17 protein-coding genes are annotated in these 18199 nt (G+C 71.0%); 13 read left to right on the top strand and 4 right to left on the bottom strand.

From position 1 onward, the window contains the following. Positions 1-52: 52 nt before the first annotated feature. Complete coding sequence (locus ITJ56_RS13950; protein ID WP_194631213.1) at positions 53-565, bottom strand: hypothetical protein; 513 nt, start codon at positions 563-565, stop codon at positions 53-55. A 371-nt stretch (positions 566-936) separates the two neighbouring features. On the opposite strand from ITJ56_RS13950, the gene ITJ56_RS13945 reads away from it, so the two are divergent. From ITJ56_RS13945 to ITJ56_RS13895, 11 genes are all read left to right on the top strand, one after another. After that, positions 937-2292 (top strand): extracellular solute-binding protein, encoded by a 1356-nt coding sequence (locus tag ITJ56_RS13945; RefSeq protein WP_194631212.1) that lies wholly within the window; start codon positions 937-939, stop codon positions 2290-2292. A 108-nt stretch (positions 2293-2400) separates the two neighbouring features. Further along, a complete protein-coding gene (locus ITJ56_RS13940; RefSeq protein WP_194631211.1) occupies positions 2401-3351 on the top strand; it encodes a carbohydrate ABC transporter permease in 951 nt (316 codons plus the stop codon). 62 nt (positions 3352-3413) lie between these two features. After that, entirely contained in the window at positions 3414-4250 is an 837-nt protein-coding gene (locus tag ITJ56_RS13935) for a carbohydrate ABC transporter permease (RefSeq protein ID WP_194631216.1), read from the top strand. 39 nt (positions 4251-4289) lie between these two features. Further along, on the top strand, positions 4290-7331 hold the full coding sequence (locus ITJ56_RS13930) for an alpha-mannosidase (protein ID WP_194631210.1): 3042 nt from the start codon (positions 4290-4292) through the stop codon (positions 7329-7331). A 399-nt stretch (positions 7332-7730) separates the two neighbouring features. Next, positions 7731-7910 carry a hypothetical protein gene (locus ITJ56_RS13925; protein ID WP_194631209.1) on the top strand — a complete coding sequence of 60 codons (180 nt, stop codon included), beginning with the start codon at positions 7731-7733 and terminating at the stop codon, positions 7908-7910. Positions 7911-7957: 47 nt separating this feature from the next. Continuing rightward, positions 7958-8698, top strand: coding sequence for a histidine phosphatase family protein (locus tag ITJ56_RS13920; protein WP_194631208.1), 741 nt, complete (start codon positions 7958-7960; stop codon positions 8696-8698). Next, on the top strand, positions 8688-9551 hold the full coding sequence (locus ITJ56_RS13915; protein ID WP_194631207.1) for an NAD(P)H-hydrate dehydratase: 864 nt from the start codon (positions 8688-8690) through the stop codon (positions 9549-9551). The genes ITJ56_RS13920 and ITJ56_RS13915 overlap by 11 nt, the downstream gene beginning before the upstream one ends. Positions 9552-9834: 283 nt before the next feature. Next, positions 9835-10977: an ABC transporter substrate-binding protein gene (locus ITJ56_RS13910; protein WP_194631206.1), complete on the top strand. Its 1143-nt coding sequence runs from the start codon at positions 9835-9837 to the stop codon at positions 10975-10977. 5 nt (positions 10978-10982) lie between these two features. Then, positions 10983-11930 carry an ABC transporter permease gene (locus ITJ56_RS13905; protein ID WP_228517847.1) on the top strand — a complete coding sequence of 316 codons (948 nt, stop codon included), beginning with the start codon at positions 10983-10985 and terminating at the stop codon, positions 11928-11930. Further along, complete coding sequence (locus tag ITJ56_RS13900; protein WP_194631204.1) at positions 11927-12826, top strand: ABC transporter permease; 900 nt, start codon at positions 11927-11929, stop codon at positions 12824-12826. The genes ITJ56_RS13905 and ITJ56_RS13900 overlap by 4 nt, the downstream gene beginning before the upstream one ends. After that, positions 12823-13914: an ABC transporter ATP-binding protein gene (locus ITJ56_RS13895; RefSeq protein WP_194631203.1), complete on the top strand. Its 1092-nt coding sequence runs from the start codon at positions 12823-12825 to the stop codon at positions 13912-13914. The genes ITJ56_RS13900 and ITJ56_RS13895 overlap by 4 nt, the downstream gene beginning before the upstream one ends. Before the next feature lie 39 nt (positions 13915-13953). Here the strand turns inward: ITJ56_RS13895 and ITJ56_RS13890 are convergent, their stop codons facing one another. Continuing rightward, the gene (locus ITJ56_RS13890; protein WP_194631202.1) at positions 13954-14433 is read right to left on the bottom strand and encodes an NUDIX hydrolase; all 480 of its coding nucleotides are present in this window, start codon (positions 14431-14433) and stop codon (positions 13954-13956) included. Between the two features lie 59 nt (positions 14434-14492). On the opposite strand from ITJ56_RS13890, the gene nagB reads away from it, so the two are divergent. Continuing rightward, a complete protein-coding gene (gene nagB / locus ITJ56_RS13885; RefSeq protein WP_194631201.1) occupies positions 14493-15278 on the top strand; it encodes a glucosamine-6-phosphate deaminase in 786 nt (261 codons plus the stop codon). 143 nt (positions 15279-15421) lie between these two features. Here nagB and ITJ56_RS13880 read toward each other — a convergent pair whose 3' ends face one another. Beyond that, a complete protein-coding gene (locus ITJ56_RS13880) occupies positions 15422-16597 on the bottom strand; it encodes a MalY/PatB family protein (RefSeq protein ID WP_194631200.1) in 1176 nt (391 codons plus the stop codon). Between the two features lie 44 nt (positions 16598-16641). Beyond that, positions 16642-17214: a TetR/AcrR family transcriptional regulator gene (locus ITJ56_RS13875; RefSeq protein WP_194631199.1), complete on the bottom strand. Its 573-nt coding sequence runs from the start codon at positions 17212-17214 to the stop codon at positions 16642-16644. A gap of 77 nt (positions 17215-17291) precedes the next feature. Here ITJ56_RS13875 and ITJ56_RS13870 point away from each other — a divergent pair, with 77 nt between their 5' ends. Further along, positions 17292-18188, top strand: a complete 897-nt coding sequence (locus ITJ56_RS13870) for an SDR family NAD(P)-dependent oxidoreductase (RefSeq protein ID WP_194631198.1) — start codon at positions 17292-17294, stop codon at positions 18186-18188. Positions 18189-18199 lie beyond the last annotated feature (11 nt).

Genomic DNA, 18199 nt, shown 5'->3' with positions numbered 1-18199 from the left:
GGGAGGCGCGGGGCGGCACCGCCCCGCGCCTCCCGGCCGGTGGTGGGTGCGCTCAGTTCCCCGTGCCGTGCATGGTCTGGGTGTCGTCCTGACCGGGGATCGCGTCCTTCGTGGTCCAGCCGTACCAGCGGCCGTCGATCTCGGTGACGGCGCGACCGTCGCCGCAGGTGACGAGACCCTTCGTCGGGAGCTGCTCCGGCAGGAAGTCGGCGGTCATCGCCGTGCCGCCGTAGGACTCGTCGAGCGGGGTGCAGTCGGCCACGTCGACGCCGTCCCCCGACGAGAACCCGATGACGTAGCCGGGCTGCGAGACGTGGAGCCGGACGTCGATGTCCTTCGCCTCCTCCGGCACCCACTTCGGCATGAAGAACGCCAGGTCCTGCGACTCGCCGGAGTGCGGGGCATCGGAGTACGCGGCGAAGTGCTTCTGCGGGGTCTTGTTCGGCACCATGTCCTGGATCGCACTGCAGCCGGCGGTCAGCAGCAGCGCGGACAGCGCGGCGGTGGAGGCGAGGGCGATCCGGAGGGTGCGGCGGGCGGCGGTGGGGCGCGTGTCGGTGCTCATGGATCCAGTCTCGGCACGGAGCCGTCGCTGAAACATCACGTGCACACCCCGAAGTGGCCGGGGGTTACCCCCACCCTCGCCCGGCCACACATCGGCGGGCGACCGCTTCACGATCCGGCAGGGGCGGCACGTCGGGCGTCCGAGTTTGCTGCTCGTGGACGTGCCCGAGGCGCGCGGGATCACGGTGATGGGGAGCGGGATCGGGCATACCTGGTGAAAAGTTCCGACCAGGTACGCCCGATTCGACCAGGTGCGCCCAGGCCGCCGCGCCCACCCCCAGAAACTCCTTGACACGGTTAAGTCAATACGCTGGACTAATCCTGCGCGCGGGCGACGGAGCCCGCGGACGTCACCCGTGCAAAGGAGCACCGATGAAACGCACCCGCATCATCGCCGGACTCGCAGCCGTGGCCGTGGCCGCAGTCGGTCTGGCAGGCTGCTCAGCCTCGGGGTCCGCCTCGAGCGACACGATCAAGATCGCGTACCAGAAGTTCGGGGCCTTCCAGCAGCTCGACGCCCAGATGAAGGTCGTCAAGAAGCAGTACGAGAAGGACAACCCCGGCAAGAAGGTCACCCTCGTGCCGATCCAGGCCCAGGGCAACGACTACTACACGAAGCTCGCGCTCATGAACAAGGCGCCCGCCACCGCCCCGGACGTCATGTACGAGGACACCTTCCTCGTCAAGGCGGACGCCGAGGCCGGGTACCTGCTGCCGCTCGACAAGTACACGGACAAGTGGGACGAGTGGGACCAGTTCTTCGACAACGCCAAGCAGGCCGGGCAGGGTGACGACGGCAAGATCTACGGCGTCCCCATGGGCACCGACACCCGAGCCCTCTGGTACAACAAGGACATCTTCGAGAAGGCCGGGATCGACGTCCCGTGGAAGCCGAAGACCTGGGACGACGTCCTCGCAGCGGCGAAGACCATCAAGCAGAAGCAGCCCGACGTCATCCCGTTCAACATCTACTCGGGCAAGGCGCAGGGCGAGGCCTCGACCATGCAGGGCTTCGAGATGCTCCTGTACGGCGCCGACGGGTCCGGCAACACGCTGTACAAGGACAAGAAGTGGGTCACGGGCTCGAAGCAGTTCGAGGACTCGCTGCAGTTCGTGAAGGACGTCTACCAGGGCGGCCTCGGCCCGACACCGCAGCAGGCGCTCGACACCAACGTCGGCACGACCATCGCCCAGACATGGCTGCCGGAGGGCAAGCTCGCGATCGACCTCGACGGTTCGTGGCAGTCCGGCACGTGGCTGAAGTCCGGCACCGCGCCGTGGCCCGAGTGGAACGACGTGATGGGCCAGGCGCCGATGCCGACGCAGAACGGCCAAGCCCCCGGCTACAACTCGATGTCCGGTGGGTGGACCCTGGCGGTCGGCGCGAAGTCGAAGAACCCGCAGGCGGCGTTCGACTTCATCACGAGCTTCCTGGACAAGGACGGGTCGCTCAAGTACGACACCGAGAACAGCCAGATCGCCGTCCGGAAGGACGTCGCGGACGACCCGGAGTACACGGCGGCGAACCCGACGTTCAAGTTCTTCTCGGGGCTGGTGGAGAACACCAACTTCCGCCCGGCGACGAGTGACTACTCGCAGGTCTCGAACGCGATCCAGGTCGCCATGGAGGCCGTGATGACCGGGCAGCAGTCGCCGAAGGACGCGGCCGCCGCCTACGACAAGGCCGTCACGCAGGTGGTCGGCAAGGAGAACACGGTCTCCGGCTGACGCAGCCGGCCCAGACGACGGACGGGAGGCGCGTGGCGTCGCCGCCACGGGCCTCCCGTCCGCCCTTCCCCACCTTCGGAACCCCTCCGCACCCGGAAGGCACCCATCGTGTCCAGCACCCCCCTCGCGCCGACGCTGTCGGCGCCCGGTGCGCCGAAGCGCACCGATCCACCCGTGCCGCGCAAGCGGCGACCACTGCGGAACGTCGGCCGAGCGGTCCCGCTCCTGCCCGCTCTGGTCCTCCTCGTCATCTTCCTGCTCGGCCCGGTCATCTCGTCGTTCTACGGGTCGTTCACGAACTCCGCGCTCACCGGCGCCGGTGCTGCCGATCAGCAGTTCGTCGGCTTCCAGAACTACGTCGAGCTGTTCCAGGACCCGGACTTCCCGAAGTCCGTCATCCTGACGATCGTGTTCCTGCTGGCCTCGGCGGTCGTGGGACAGAACGTGCTGGGACTCGGCCTCGCGCTCCTGATGCGCTCCGCAAACAAGGCCGTCCGCGCGATCGTCGGCACGTTCGTCGTCGCCGCGTGGGTCCTGCCCGAGATCGTCGCCTCGTTCGCCGCCTACGCGTTCTTCAACGACGAGGGGACGCTGAACACGTTCCTCGCGTCGATCGGGATCACCGGTGCGAACTGGCTCTACACCTACCCGATGCTCGCCGTGATCCTGGCGAACATCTGGCGCGGCACGGCCTTCTCGATGCTCGTCTACTCGGCCGCCGTGCAGGAGGTCCCCGAGGAGATCACCGAGTCCGCCGAGGTCGACGGTGCCACCGGCTGGCAGCGGCTCGTCTACATCACGCTCCCGGTGATCCGCCGGAGCATCTCGACGAACCTCATGCTGACGACGCTGCAGACGCTGTCGGTGTTCACCCTCATCTTCGTGATGACCGGCGGCGGGCCGGGCACGAACTCGTCCACCCTGCCGATCCTCGCCTACCAAGAAGCGTTCAAGTTCTCGCAGCTCGGCTTCGGGACCGCGATCGCGACCATCCTGCTCGTGGTGGGGGCGGTCTTCTCGATCATCTACATCCGGGCACTCAAGCCGGAGGTGGACTGATGGCCATCACAGCCCCGTCCCTCGACCAGACCACGACCCGCTCGGTGACCGCGCCGGGGTCGATGCACATGACCTCGCCGCGCGGCCGCACGATGCGGTGGGTGTCGAACATCGTGCTGCTCGTCATCGCGGTGTGCTTCGCGGTCCCGCTGCTCTGGCTCGTCCTCGCCTCGGTCGACACCCAGGCGTCCCTGTCGGTGAAGCTGCCGACGCAGTTCACGCTCGACAACTTCGCCCAGGTGCTCACCCCCGAGCTGTCGTTCATCCCGCTCGCGAACAGCCTGCTGCTCTCCGGCGGCACCGCGGTCGTCACCGTGGTGTTCGCGCTGCTGGCCGCGTACCCGCTGTCCCGCTACAAGATGCGGGTCAACAAGCCGTTCCTGTACAGCATCCTGTTCGGCACCGGCCTGCCGATCACCGCGATGATGGTGCCCGTCTACGCGTTGTTCGTGTCGCTCAACCTGATCGACAACGTGTGGGGCTGCATCTTCTTCCTCGCGGCGACGTCGCTGCCGATGGCGATCTGGATGGCGAAGAACTTCATGGACTCGGTGCCGATCTCGCTGGAAGAGGCGGCGTGGACCGACGGCGCCTCGATGCTCACCACCCTGACGCGGATCGTGATCCCGCTCATGCGCCCGGGCATCGCCGTCGTGTTCATCTTCGTGTTCATCCAGGCGTGGGGGAACTTCTTCGTCCCGTTCGTCCTGCTGCTCTCGCCCGAGAAGGTGCCCGCCGCGGTGAGCATCTTCAACTTCTTCGGGCAGAACGGGGCGGTGGCGTACGGCCAGCTCGCCGCGTTCTCGATCGTCTACTCCGTCCCCGTCATCGCCCTCTACGTGATCGTGTCCCGAGGCCTCGGCGGCGGCAACGCCCTCGCCGGCGGCATCAAGGGCTGATCCGCCGGTCCCCTCCGGCACACTCTCGAAAGGAACCACATGCACCACGACGAACCGCTCGTCGAGGCCCGGATCGCCCGCCTCGTCCGCGACCGTGTCGACCCCGCTGTCCACCGCCGCTCGGCACCGGTGACGATCGAGGCGTGGGAGGTGCCGGGCGAACCGGTGCCGTTCGACGCCGCCGTGCGCGAGTCGTACACACCGTTCACGGTGGGGTCGCACTGGGGTGGGCGCCCGTGGGGCACGACGTGGTTCCGGATCACCGGTACCGTGCCAGCCGACTTCGGCACCGCGCAGGGAACGACCGCCGAGCTGTCCGTCGACCTGGGGTTCACGAAGCGGCAGCCCGGGTTCCAGGCCGAGGGGCTCGCCTTCCGGCCGGACGGCTCCACGATCAAGGCCATCGAGCCGCGGAACAACGCCGTGCCGCTCGAGGTCGGCCCGGGGGAGTCGTTCGAGCTCTACGTCGAGGCCGGCGCGAACCCGGACATCGGCGGCGACTCGTTCCAGGGCGCGACACCGCTCGGCTCGCGGTCGACCGCCGGCGACGAGCCGATCTACCGGTTGCAGGCGCTCGAGGTCGTCGAACGCGACGAGACCGTGTGGGAGCTGCAGCAGGACTTCTGGGTGCTCCGCGGGCTGATGGCCGAGCTGCCCACCGACGGCACGCGCGGCGCCGACATCCTCCGCGCACTCGAACGTGCCGCCGACGCCCTCGACCCGGACGACGTCGCCGGCACGGCCGCTGACGCCCGTGCGGCCCTTGCACCGGCGCTGGCCGTGCCCGCGAGCGCCGCCGCCCACCGCGCGATCGCCGTCGGGCACGCCCACATCGACTCCGCCTGGCTGTGGCCGGTGCGGGAGACGAAGCGGAAGTGCGCCAGGACGTTCTCGAACGTGCTCGACCTGATGGACCGCGACCCCGACTTCACCTTCGCCTGCTCGTCCGCGCAGCAGTACGCCTGGATCCGCGACGAGTACCCGGAGATCTTCGGCCGGATCAAGGAGCGCGTGGCCGAGGGCCGCTGGATCCCGGTCGGTGGCATGTGGGTGGAGTCGGACACAAACCTGCCCGGTGGTGAGGCCCTGGCCCGGCAGTTCGTCGCCGGCAAGCGGTTCTTCCTGGAGGAGTTCGGCATCGACACCCCGGAGGCCTGGCTGCCCGACTCGTTCGGGTACTCGGGCGCCCTGCCGCAGATCGTCCGCGCCGCCGGCTCGAAGTGGTTCGTCACCCAGAAGCCGTCGTGGAACGAGACGAACGTCATCCCGCACACCTCGTTCCACTGGGAGGGCATCGACGGCTCGCGCGTCCTGACGCACCTGCCCCCGGCCGACACCTACAACTCGGACGTCTCGCCCGCCGACCTGCACCGCGGGGAGCGCCGCAACAAGGAGCGCGGCACCGCGAACACGTCGATGCTGCTCTACGGCTTCGGCGACGGCGGCGGTGGCCCCACCACGGAGATGGTGGGCGCCGCACACCGCCAGCACGACCTGGACGGTTCGCCCCGGGTGACGCTCGGCACCCCGGCGCAGGTGTTCGAGCAGCTCGAGGCTGAGCTGCCGACGCCGGGCGTCTGGTCGGGCGAGATGTACCTCGAGTTCCACCGCGGCACCTACACATCGCAGATCCGCACGAAGCAGGGCAACCGCCGCTCCGAGCACCTGCTCCGCGAAGCCGAGCTCTGGGCCGCCACCGCCGCCGTCCGACTCGGCAGCGAGTACCCGTACGCGGAGCTCGAGGAAGCCTGGCACACCGTGCTGCTGCAGCAGTTCCACGACATCCTGCCGGGGTCGTCGATCGCGTGGGTGTACGAGAACGCCGAGGAGCAGTACGCCCGGGTCGCCGAGGTGCTGGAGGGACTGATCGGCAGCGCGACGACGGCGCTCGCCGCGGGCGGGACGGGCTCGAGTACCGACCCCGCGACGGTCGTGCGCTTCAACGCCTCGCCGGTCGCGGCGGGAGACGTGACCGCCCTCGGGGGTTCGCTCGGCGAAGGGCCGCGAGCCGTCTCTCCCGTCCGTGACGGCGACCGCTTCGTCTTCGACACCGGTGTCGTCACCGCGACCATCGACGTGGCCGGCCACGTCGTGTCGTTCGTCGACCACGCGACCGGACGCGACGCGATCGCTCCGGGTGCCGCGGCGGCCGAGTACACGGTGTTCCGCGACACCCCGAACCAGTGGGAGGCCTGGGACATCGACCGCGCGTACCAGCGCAACGGCACGGTGCTGTCGGCCTCGTCCGTCTCGGTCGACGGCTCCGCGCTCGTGGTGGAACGGTCCTTCGGGGCCTCGACGCTCACGACGCGCTACTCGGCGGTCGAGGGCGAACCCGAGCTGACCGTCGAGACCGAGGTCGACTGGCACGAGCACCAGAAGCTGCTCAAGCTCGCGTTCCCGATCGACGTGCTCGCGTCGTCCGCGTCGAGCGAGATCCAGTTCGGGTACATCGACCGGCCGACGCACCAGAACACCTCGTGGGACCACGCCCGCTTCGAGACCTCGGCGCACCGCTGGGTGCACGTCGCGGAGCCCGGGTTCGGCGTCGCGGTGGCGAACGACTCCACCTACGGGCACGACATCACGCGCGAGACCCGTGCCGACGGCGGGACCACGACGCTCGTGCGGGAGTCGCTGCTGCGGGGGCCGACGTTCCCGGACCCGAACGCCGACCAGGGACACCACGTCTTCCGGACGGTGCTGCGGGTGGGAGCCTCGGTGCTCGACGCAGCCGACTCCGGGTACCGGCTGAACCTGCCGGTGCGGAGCGTTCCCGGGTCGGCCCCGGTCGCGCCGCTCGTGACCGTGTCGTCGCCGCAGGTGTTCGTCGAGGCCGTGAAGCTCGCCGAGGACCGCTCCGGCGACGTGGTCGTCCGGCTGTACGAGGGACTCGGGGGCCGGGCGACCGACGTCGCCGTGGACTTCGGGTTCGACGTCGCGTCGGTCACGGCGGTCGACCTGCTCGAGCGATCGGTGGGCTCGGCGACGGGTGCGCCGACCTCGTGGTCGGCCGGGGAGCCGGTCGTGCTGACGCTGCGGCCGTTCGAGATCGTGACGCTGCGGGTGCGTCGGGGGTAGACCGCGGCGCCGGACGGGACACGGGTGCGTTCCGTCCGGCGCCGTGCTGCGTGCGTGCCGGCCGGGTGGGTGGGCGGCCGGGTGGATTCGGGCGTAGCGGGTCGAATCGGGCGTAGCTGGTCGGAACTTTCGGCCAGGTACGCCCGATTCCGCTTGGCATCGCGCCCGTTCTGGGAAGGAACGTCTTCCCTCCACAACCGCCCAGGCCTGGAGGCCCGTCCACAGTTCTCGACGTCGGCCTCCGGAGCAGATGGCTGATCGGCATCGTCACGTGCATGAACGAGTCGCTGCCCATCCTCCGAGCATCCGCCACGCGAGAGGCCGGCCTCGACGCCACCACCCTGCGCCGCCGAGCCCGGACGCAGGGGGTCGGCCGCCTGGTCCGGGTCGGGCCGAGAGGTGTTCCTCGACGAGAAGCGGCGGCACGGTCGGTTGCTCACCGTGCCGGGCGTCCGCACGATCATCCGGCTGGAGTGGCGCGACCTGTTCGACCTCGAGGCGCTGGTGCTGCGCCTCCGGGCGGCGGGGCTCCCGTGCGCGGTCCGCCCGGTCCGGAGCGCTCGGCGCCGGACGGGGTGATCCCGCACCGGGGAACCGGCACAGCGCACTCTGGCTAGCGTGGCCGCATGGCAGTGCAGGAGATCTGGCTCGTCCGTCACGGCGAATCGGTCGCGAACGTCGCAGCGGCTCGCGCCGAAGCCGCTGGCGACGACGTGATCGACGTCGAGTTCCGGGACGCCGACGTCCCGCTCAGCCCCCTCGGCACCGATCAGTCTCGCGCCCTCGGGCAGGAGCTCGCCGACCGGGGGATCGGCGACGTCCCCGTTGCGCTCTGGGTCTCCCCGTACCTGCGCGCACAGCAGACCATCGCGATCGCGCTCGAGGCAGCCGGTCTCGGCGAGCCCGAGAAGCGGGTGGACGAACGGCTCCGTGACCGCGAACTGGGCGTCCTCGACCTGCTGACCCTGCAGGGTGTCCGCAACCGCTACCCGGACGAGGAACGCCGTCGGCGGTGGCTCGGCAAGTACTACCACCGGCCGGCGGGCGGGGAGTCCTGGGCCGACGTGATGCTCCGGCTCCGTTCGGTCCTCGGCGACGTCGAGCGGGTCGAGGGAGCGGAGCGCCTGGTGATCGCCGCGCACGACGCCGTCGTGATGCTCGCCGTCGCGGTCTGCCTCGACCTCGACGAGCCGGCACTGATGGAGTTCGCCCGGACGCACGCCGTCGCGAACGCCTCCCTCACACGACTCCGACGCGACGACGCCGGGTCACCGTGGGTGCTCGAGGAGTTCTCCTCGGTCGGGCACCTGGACGACGACGAGGTCACCCAGCACACCGGCCGGAAGGACGACGAACATGTCCGTTGAACCCGTCACCCCGAACTTCCTCCGCGACTGGCCACTGCCCGAGGTGGGTGCCGGCAAGTACGGCCGTGGGCAGGTGCTCATCGTCGGCGGTGCCGCGCGGACCCCGGGCGCAGCGATGCTCTCCGCGCTCGCCGCACTCCGGGTCGGCGCCGGTCGCCTCACGCTGGCCGTCGGCCGGAGCGTCGCGAACGAGGTCGCCGTCGCGGTGCCCGAGTCCGGGGTCGAACCCCTCGACGAGGACCAGGACGGACACATCGCCGTCGGCGCGATCGAGGGCATCGCCGGGAGCGCCTCGAGCGCCGACGCGGTGCTGGTCGGGCCGGGGCTCGACGAGCCGGACGGTTCCCGCGACCTCGTGGCCGGGCTCGCCGACGTGATCGGTCCGCAGACCACCGTCGTGCTCGACGCCTTCGCCCTCGGTGTCGCGGCGGAGGTGCGCGAGCACCTCGAACCGCTGCGGGGCCGACTGGTGATGACGCCGAACTCCGGCGAAGCCGAGCGCCTGCTCGGCCGGGAGTGCAGCGACGACGACGTGGCCGATGCCGTGGCGATCGCGAACCGGTTCGGTGCGGTCGTGGCCCTCGGTGACGCCATCGCCACGCCGCACGGTCGGGCATGGCTCAAGGGCACCGGCTCGGGCGGCCTGGGCACCAGTGGCAGCGGCGACGTCCTGTCCGGCGCGGTCACCGGGCTGCTCGCACGCGGCGCCGACCCGGCACAGGCCGTGGCCTGGGCGTCCTACGTCCACGCTGCCGCGGGCGACCGGCTCGCTGTGCAGGTGGGGCCGCTCGGGTACCTGGCGAGCGAACTCGTGACGGAGATCCCGCGGGTCCTCGTCGAGCTCGGGGCCTGAGCGCGCCCGTTCCTTCCCAGAACGCCCGCGATACCCGGTGTTTTCGGGCGTACCTGCCCAGAACTTCCGACCAGGTACGCCCGAATCGACGACGTACGCCCGAACCGACGAGGCGCGCCCGAATCGACCCGGCACACCAGCAGAACGAGCAAGCCGTACACGCGCACCCGCTGTTCCGCCGTCGTTCACCGCCGCAGCACGGGCCGGAAACCGGCCGCGTCCACGATCGTGCACGACCCGGACTCCCGGGACACCCCGACGTCCCCACCCGAAAGGCCCACCCGTGCAGCACAAGCGCACCCTGGCCGGCATCGCCCTCGCCGCCGCCGCCGTCGTCACCCTCGCCGGATGTTCCACCACCAGCTCGGCGAGCACGTCGAAGGACGACACCGACTGGAAGACCGCCACCAGCGCCGAGTCGGCCGGCGGGATGGACGCCCTGGTCACGGCCGCCAAGGCCGAGGGACAGCTCAACGTCATCGCGCTCCCGCCGTCGTGGGCCAACTACGGCAAGATCATCGACGGCTTCACCAAGAAGTACGACATCACGATCAACTCCGCGAACCCGAACGGTTCGAGCGCCGACGAGGTCGCCGCCGTGGAGTCCCAGAAGGGCCAGGACACCGCGCCCGACGTGCTCGACCTCGGCAACGCGGTGCTGCAGGAGAACCTCGACCTGCTCACGGACTACAAGGTCGCGAACTGGGACGACATCCCCACGGACCTCAAGGAGCAGGACGGCGCCTGGACCCGTGACTACACCGGCCTGATGTCGATCGGGTACGACTCGTCGAAGATCACCGACGCCCCGAAGGACCTGAACGACCTGCTCGGCAGCGCGTACAAGGGCAAGGTCTCGATCGCGGGCGACCCGACCCAGGCGAACCAGGCTGCCTCGGCGGTGTACCTGGCTGCGCTCGAGAACGGCGGCTCGGCCGACGACATCACCAAGGGCGTCGACTACTTCGGCGACCTGAAGAAGGCCGGCAACTTCCAGAACGTCCTGCCGACGCAGGCTACGGTCGCCTCGGGTGAGACCCCGGTCGTCATCCAGTGGTCGTACAACAACCTGGCCTGGGGACCGGCAGCGGGCGCGAGTGGCAACAAGGACTGGAAGACCGTCGTGCCGGAGGGGCAGGCGCTCGGCTCGTACTACTCGCAGGCCATCAGCGCGGACGCTCCGCACCCGGCCGCGGCCCGCCTGTGGCAGGAGTACATCGCCAGCCCGGAGGCGCAGAACCTGTACCTGCAGGCCGGCGCCTTCCCGGCGACGCTCACCGCGATGGAGAAGTCGGGCAAGGTCGACCAGGATGCCCTCGACGCTGCCGGTGGCGCGCCGAAGGACTACGTCGAGCTGACCGACGCACAGGTCGCCGACGCCGCGAAGGTGCTCGCGGCGAAGTGGTCCTCGACCATGGGGTCCTGACCAGCATGACCACCGCATCGGCACCCGCACCGGCAGTGGCCGCGCCCGCCGTGACCCTGGCGGGCGCCGATGCGACCACCCGCCGCGGCGCCGGACCCCGTGTCCGGCGCCGCGGCGGGCGCGCCTGGCTCGGTCTCACCCCGTTCGCCGCGTACGTCCTGCTCTTCCTCGCCGTCCCCGCGGTGATCGCGGTCGGCAGCGGGTTCACCACCAGCGACGGTGCGTTCACGCTCGCGAACCTCGCGGCCTTCGCCGAACCCTCGGTCCTCCGGGCGTTCGTTGGCTCGTTCGGCCTCTCCGCCGTCTCCGCGGTCATCGGCGCCGTCATCGGCGCGGTCATCTGCTGGGCGCTGTCGGCCCTGCGGCCGGACGGACTGGTCCGGTCGATGATCGACTCGGCGGCCAGCGTCCTCGCCCAGTTCGGCGGCGTCATGCTCGCGTTCGCGTTCATCGCCACGATCGGGGCGCAGGGGCTCGTGACGACCTGGCTCGTTGCCGTGTTCCACGTCGACCTCAACGCGAACGGCGCGTTCCTGTACACGGTGCCCGGGCTCGTGATCCCGTACGTCTACTTCCAAGTGCCACTCATGGTCCTCACGTTCATGCCCGCGATCGAGGGCGTCAAGGCCCAGTGGGGCGAGGCCGCCGCCACGCTCGGGGCCTCACGCCTGACCTACTGGCGCCGGATCGCCCTGCCCGTGCTGGCACCGGCGTTCTGGGGGTCACTCCTGCTGCTCTTCGCGAACGGCTTCTCGTCGTTCGCCACCGCCGCGGCCCTCATCTCGCAGGGCGGCATCGTGCCGCTGACGATCCGCACGCAGCTCACCAGCGAGACGCTCATCGGGCTGCAGAACGTCGCCGGGGTGCTCGCGTTCGGCATGGTCGTCGTGATGGCGATCGTCATGGGTGCGTACTCGCTGCTGCAGCGTCGAGCCGCCAGGTGGCAGCGATGAGCGCGGCCGCGCCGGTGGGCCCGTCACGTCCGGCGTCGGCTGCGTCCGCCCGCACGGGAGGCCCGACCCGCGTCGGCCGCTTCGGCGCGGCACCGTCCCGTGGCGCTGCCGGGATCGTGCTCACCGTGATCGGCCTCGTCTTCGCGGTGCCGCTCGTCGCCCTCGTGCAGTTCACGTTCCGGCAGGGCACCGACGGCGGACTGACGTTCGCGCACTGGGCTGCCATCGGCGACCCGGTCAACGCGGCGACCTACCGGCCGGTGTTCGACGGCCTCGGGGCGTCGCTGCTCATCGCCGCCATCACCGTCGGGATCGTCCTGTTCGTGCTGCTGCCGGCGCAGATCATCACCGCGCTGCGCTACCCCCGGCTCCGCCGCCTGCTGGAGTTCATCTGCATCGTGCCGATCACCGTGCCCGTCGTCGTGCTCGTCGTCGGGTTCATCCCCGTGTACCGGGTGGTGTCGCAGGTCTTCGGTTCCGGTGCGTGGACCCTGGCCTTCGCGATCGGCATCATCACGCTGCCGTTCGCCTTCCGCCCCATCGCTGCTGCGATCGCCGCGATGGACGTGGTCGTCCTGTCCGAGGCGGCACGCTCCCTCGGCGCCTCGTGGTGGACCGTCACCTGGCGGGTGCTCCTGCCGAACCTCCGTCGGGGCATCACCGCGGCGTGCTTCCTCGCCATCACCGTTGTCCTCGGCGAGTACACGCTCGCAGCGTTCCTCTCCCGCACGACGTTCCAGACCGCGCTCGTGCTCGTGCAGCAGACCGACCCCTACGTCGCCGCGATCTTCTCGGTCGCCGCCCTCGCGTTCGGGTTCGTGCTGCTCGTCGTCATCGGCCGAGTCGGTTCCGGCCGTGCACGCCGTCCCCGCCGCACCCTCAAGGAGTCCGCATGACCGTCACCGCTCCGGCAGCCCCGGCGTCCCTCGCCACCACCGGCGCCGTCGTCGAGCTCGACGCCGTCGAGAAGCACTACGGCGCGCACCGGGCCCTCGCCGGCCTGTCGCTCCGCGTCGAACCGGGGGAGTTCGTCTCGCTGCTCGGCCCGTCCGGCTGCGGCAAGACCACCGCGCTCCGGGCGCTGGCCGGCCTCGAGGCGATCGACGCCGGCGCCATCCGCATCGACGGCGAGGACGTCGCCGACACCCCGGTGAACAAGCGCGACATCGGGATGGTGTTCCAGCAGTACTCGCTGTTCCCGCACATGACCGTCCGGCAGAACGTCGCCTTCGGGCTCGAGATGCGCCGCGTCCCCGCCACCCAACGCAGGACCCGCGTGGTCGAGGCGCTCGACATGGTGCATCTCGGCGAGTTCGCCGAGCGCTACCCGCACCAGCTGTCCGGTGGTCAGCAGCAGCGTGTGGCCCTTGCCCGCGCCCTGGTCACCCGACCCCGCGTGCTCCTGCTCGACGAGCCGCTGTCGGCGCTCGACGCCAAGGTGCGGGTCTCCTTGCGTGACGAGATCCGCCGCATCCAGAGCGACCTCGGCATCACCACCGTCTTCGTCACCCACGACCAAGAGGAAGCGCTCGCTGTCTCGGACCGCATCGCCGTGATGAACGCCGGGGACATCGAGCAGATCGGCACGCCCGAGGAGCTCTACCGCACCCCGTCCTCGGCCTTCACCGCGGACTTCGTCGGGCAGTCGAACCGGTTGCAGGGCGACCTGCGTGGCGGCGACGTGTTCGTGTACGGGTTCCGCGTGCCGGCGCTCGACCTCGCGGCACCGGACGGACCGGTGCTCGCCTACGTCCGACCGGAGGACGTCGCCTTCGCCCCGGAGGACGTCGCCTTCGCCCCGGAGGGCGTCACCGGCACCGTCGTCTCGTCGAGCTTCCTCGGGTCGATCCGCCGCACCACGGTCCGGCTGGACGACGACACCGTCGTGACCGTCCAGCACGAGGTCGGCGACCGCCGTGTCGCCGGCGACGCCGTCGCCGTGCGCCTGCTCGGTGCCCCCGTGGCGGTCGCCCCGCTCGTGTAGTGGGCCTGGTCGCGAACGCGACAGTTCCCGCCGGCGGGGTCAGCGCTGGAAGCGCGCCTCGCGCTCGTCCGCCAGGCCCGCCTCGACGCGGGCGCGCATGTTCGCGGACATCTCGGGCAGTGCGTCGAGCCGGGCCCAGAACGCCTCGGTGTTCTCGCCGTCGGCAGGGTCCGGCGTACCGGACACGTACCGGCAGGCGAACACGAGGTCCAGGTACTGCGCTCGGTCACCGTTCGGGTAGGTCATCTCCGGCACGACCTGCACCCACGCCAGGCGTTCGGCGACGGCGACGACATCGGCTTCTTCGAGGACCTCGCGTTCGGCGGCGACGGCGGGTTCCTCGCCCGGATCGACGATCCCGGTGACCGGGGTGAAGGCGCCGGTGTCGGCCCGACGGACCACGAGCAGTTCGCGCTCGGTGCCGGAGCCGCGCGTTACCACGGCGGTCACGCCGGACAGCCAGAGCGGGTCGGTGCCGATCTTCGCGCGCAGGGACAGGACGAACTCGGGGGTCGGCATGCCTCCACGCTACCCATGGACCCCTGTCGCAGACTGGTCATGACCAGTAGGCTGGGTGTGTGGAGATCATCATCCTGCCCACGCCGGACGAGGTCGGTCGCGTCGCCGCGGCCAAGATCGCGTCCGTCGTCGCCAAGAAGCCGTCCGCCGTCATCGGTCTCGCCACCGGGTCCAGCCCGCAGGGCATCTACACCGACCTGCGTCGCCGCGTCGAAACCGGCGAGCTCTCGTTCGCCGAGGCCCGTGGGTTCGCCCTCGACGAGTACGTCGGCATCCCGCTCGAGCACCCCGAGTCGTACGCGGCCGTCATCGCCCGCGAGGTCGTGGAGCCCCTCGGGTTCGATGCCTCGCGCGTGCGGGTGCCGGACGGCCGTGCCACCGACCTGGAGTTCGCGGCGAAGGAGTACGACGCCGCGATCCGGGCCGCGGGCGGGATCGACGTGCAGATCCTCGGCATCGGTGCGAACGGGCACATCGGGTTCAACGAGCCGACCTCGTCGTTCGCCTCACGGACCCGCATCAAGACCCTTGCGCCGTCCACCCGTGACGCCAACGCGCGCTTCTTCGACTCGCCCGAGCAGGTCCCGACGCACTGCATGACGCAGGGCCTCGGAACCATCCTCGAGGCCCACGAGCTCGTCCTCGTCGCCCAGGGTTCCGCGAAGGCCGCCGCGGTCGCCGCCGCGGTCGAGGGGCCGCTCAGCTCCTTCGTGCCCGGCTCCGCGCTGCAGCTGCACGAGCACGCGACCGTCGTCGTCGACGAGGAAGCCGCCGCCGGGCTGCAGCTCGCCGACTACTACCGCTACACGTACGCGAACAAGCCGGCCTGGCAGCGGTTCGAGTAGGCGGGCGCGGTCGTCGTGCTGCGGTGAGACGCCGTCGTCTTGCTGTGACGCCGCCACGTCGTCGCAACGCCGCCGGATTCGGGGGCGTCTCGACGCTTCGGGGGCGTCGACCGCACACGCCGGCGTCTTGCGCCCAGCTGCGCTCAGGTGCGCGCCGCTGCGGCGAGGCGGTTGAGTCCCTCGTCGAGGGTCTCCGCCGAGCACCCGAAGTTCAACCGCGCGAAGCCCTGTCCCTGCCGCCCGAACGCCGGGCCGGATGCCAGCGCCACCTTCGCCCGGTCGACGAGCTCCACCGCCGGGTCGTCGCCCCACGGCAGCGCCCGCAGGTCGAGCCACGCCAGGTAGGACGCCTGCGGCTGCCGGTACTCGGCGCCGGGCAGCACGTCGCCGATCCGCTCGGCCAACGTGCGCCGGTTCGCGGCGAGTTCGGTGAGCAGCGACGCCAACCACGGTCCACCCTCACTGAAGGCGGCGACGCTCGCGGTGTAGCCGAGGATCCCGGTGCGCTCGACCACCTCGGTGGGGAGCCCGTCGAACCACCCGCGTGCCCGCTCCGAGGCGCCGACCATCAGCGCGCACTTGGTGCCGGCCAGGTTCCACGCCTTGCTCGCACTCGTCAGCGCGACGCCGAGCGCAGCGGCCTCGGGGCAGGACTCCAGGAAGGGTGTGAACACCGCGTCGGCGTGCACGAGCGGCGCGTGGATCTCGTCCGAGACCACCACGGCGTCCCACTCGGCGGCGAGCTTCGCGAGCGCGGCCAGGGAATGGCGGTCGTGCACCAGGCCGAGCGGGTTGTGCGGGTTGCAGAGCAGCACTGTGCGGGCACCGTCGGCGAACGCCTGCGCGAGGCCGTCGAGGTCCATCCGCCAGCCCGCCGTCGTGTCGAACGGGTCGGCCGGGCCGGCGGGTGCGAGCAGCGGGACCTCGGTGACGGTGCCCCCGGCCTCGGCGACGTACTCCCAGAACGGCGGGTACACGGGCGGCATGATGACGACCTGGTCGCCGGGCTCGATCACCCGGCGCAGCATCTCGACCGCCGCCACCGAGACGTCCGTGGTGGTGCGGACGAGGTCGGGGTCGATGCGCCACGACCACCGGCTCTCGGCGAAGTCTGCGAAGGCCTCGGGTAGCGCGCGGCCGTGGCCCACGTACCCGGTGTCGCCGTTGGTGACCGCGGTGACCAGTGCGTCGCGGATGGGCTCCGCGAGCATGCTGTCCATCTCGGCGACGAACATCGGCAGGACGTCCGGTGGGAACGCCGTGTACTTCTCGCTCGTGCGGGACCGGTACGCATCGAAGACGGACACCATGACGCTCATGCGCCCATCCTGACAGCGACCCCGGCGGGGCGCGAGGGTGTTGCTCAGACCGGCCCGATGCCGGCGAGCAGGACCTCGGCGTACCGGTCGGGGGCCTCGACCCGGCGGCCTCCGGCGACGGCCGCTGTTCGCATGCCGCACAGCAACCGGCGCAGGTCGTCCGCGTCGAGGTCCGCGCGGACCAGGCCCTCGGCCCGACCGCGGGCCAGCAGGGCGTCGACCGATGCCACCAGGTCGCCGGCCAGGGCCAGGGTGTCGGCGCACGAGAACCCGCCGCCGGTCAGCAGGTCGCCGAGGGCGTCGTCCTGCACCATGCTGCGGAACGCCGTCGTGACGACCCCACGGAGCGCATCCCCGGTATCGGACAGGGCGACGGCGTCGCGGACCCGGTCGAGCATGTCCTCGAACGCGTCGATCGCGAGTGCCTCGAGCAGGTGCTGCTGTGACGGGAAGTGCCGGTACGCGGTCCCGACGCCGACACCGGCCTCGTGCGCGACGGCGTTGAGGAGCGGCTGCTCGCCGCGGTCGAGGAACGTCCGCGCGACGTCGAGCAGCGCCGTCCGGTTGCGCTGGGCATCGGAACGCAGCGCTTCGGGTCGGGCCATCGCGACGGTCATTCGGACAGTCTATCCGCTTGTGCTACCGTTCCGGATGGATCATCCGATTCGAGACGACGAGTGAGCAGGAGACGGCGATGGAACCCTTCGCGTGGGAACCCGAGCAGATGGCGGACCAGCACGGCCGGACGGTCGTGGTGACCGGGGCGACGGGCGGGCTGGGCCTGGTGGTCGCGACTCGGCTGGCCGCCGCCGGCGCGCGCGTCGTCGCCGGCGTGCGTGACCTCGACAAGGCGGCCCGCGTCCTTCCTGCCGGTGGCGGTCTGGAGGCGCGGGTCGTCGACACCGCGTCCGTCGCCTCCGTCACGGCCTTCGCACGGCAGCTCGCCGCCGACGGCGTCGTCGTGGACGCCCTGATCAACAACGCGGGGGTGTCGGTGTCCCGGTTCGGCCGCAGCGCGGACGGTGTCGAACGCACCTGGGCGACGAACGTCGTCGGCCCGGCGGTCCTCGCTGACGCGATGCTCCCCGTCCTCGGCGGCCCGTCACCACGGGTGGTGCTCGTCGGCTCGAACCTGTCGCAGCGGTCCGCCAGGACGCCGGACCTCGACGCCGTCGACGACCCGGAGCGCTTCCGGCAGTTCCCGGCGTACATCGCCTCGAAGACCGCGGCGGCGGCGCTCGCCGTCGAGCTCGGGATGCGTCTGCGGGCCTCGGGCTCGCCGGTGCGGTCGCTGATCGCACACCCGGGCATCGCCGCGACCGGGATGAACGGCCAGGCGGAGACGGCACTCGCCCGCGTCGCCGGCCGCATCGCGCGCCTCGCAGCCCGCACGGCCGACGACGGTGCTCGGTCGATCCTGTGGGCGGCCACCGCGGACGGCGTCGAGCCGGGGATCTTCGTCGGCCCCGCACTCCGGCGGTCCGACCGCCGTCTGCACCCGGTCCCGGTCCGCGGAGCGGCTGCCGATCGAGCGTTCCAGGAAGGCGTCCGTGCCCTCGTCGATCAGGTGGTGTCACGCGCCACGGCGTGAGGGTCGCGAGC

This window comes from Curtobacterium sp. VKM Ac-1376, from assembly GCF_015351025.1.
Classification (GTDB): domain Bacteria; phylum Actinomycetota; class Actinomycetes; order Actinomycetales; family Microbacteriaceae; genus Curtobacterium.
The sequence above is the reverse complement of the archived record's forward strand: the minus strand, read 5'-3'. Positions and strand labels throughout refer to the sequence as shown.

What these genes read in the sequence shown, in the direction of transcription:
- ITJ56_RS13950 (WP_194631213.1), bottom strand. Translation starts at nt 565, where the DNA reads ATGAGCACCGACACGCGCCCCACCGCCGCCCGCCGCACCCTCCGGATC.
- ITJ56_RS13945 (WP_194631212.1), top strand. Translation starts at nt 937, where the DNA reads ATGAAACGCACCCGCATCATCGCCGGACTCGCAGCCGTGGCCGTGGCC.
- ITJ56_RS13935 (WP_194631216.1), top strand. Translation starts at nt 3,414, where the DNA reads ATGCACATGACCTCGCCGCGCGGCCGCACGATGCGGTGGGTGTCGAAC.
- ITJ56_RS13930 (WP_194631210.1), top strand. Translation starts at nt 4,290, where the DNA reads ATGCACCACGACGAACCGCTCGTCGAGGCCCGGATCGCCCGCCTCGTC.
- ITJ56_RS13920 (WP_194631208.1), top strand. Translation starts at nt 7,958, where the DNA reads ATGGCAGTGCAGGAGATCTGGCTCGTCCGTCACGGCGAATCGGTCGCG.
- ITJ56_RS13915 (WP_194631207.1), top strand. Translation starts at nt 8,688, where the DNA reads ATGTCCGTTGAACCCGTCACCCCGAACTTCCTCCGCGACTGGCCACTG.
- ITJ56_RS13905 (WP_228517847.1), top strand. Translation starts at nt 10,983, where the DNA reads ATGACCACCGCATCGGCACCCGCACCGGCAGTGGCCGCGCCCGCCGTG.
- ITJ56_RS13900 (WP_194631204.1), top strand. Translation starts at nt 11,927, where the DNA reads ATGAGCGCGGCCGCGCCGGTGGGCCCGTCACGTCCGGCGTCGGCTGCG.
- ITJ56_RS13895 (WP_194631203.1), top strand. Translation starts at nt 12,823, where the DNA reads ATGACCGTCACCGCTCCGGCAGCCCCGGCGTCCCTCGCCACCACCGGC.
- ITJ56_RS13890 (WP_194631202.1), bottom strand. Translation starts at nt 14,433, where the DNA reads ATGCCGACCCCCGAGTTCGTCCTGTCCCTGCGCGCGAAGATCGGCACC.
- ITJ56_RS13880 (WP_194631200.1), bottom strand. Translation starts at nt 16,597, where the DNA reads ATGAGCGTCATGGTGTCCGTCTTCGATGCGTACCGGTCCCGCACGAGC.
- ITJ56_RS13875 (WP_194631199.1), bottom strand. Translation starts at nt 17,214, where the DNA reads ATGACCGTCGCGATGGCCCGACCCGAAGCGCTGCGTTCCGATGCCCAG.
- ITJ56_RS13870 (WP_194631198.1), top strand. Translation starts at nt 17,292, where the DNA reads ATGGAACCCTTCGCGTGGGAACCCGAGCAGATGGCGGACCAGCACGGC.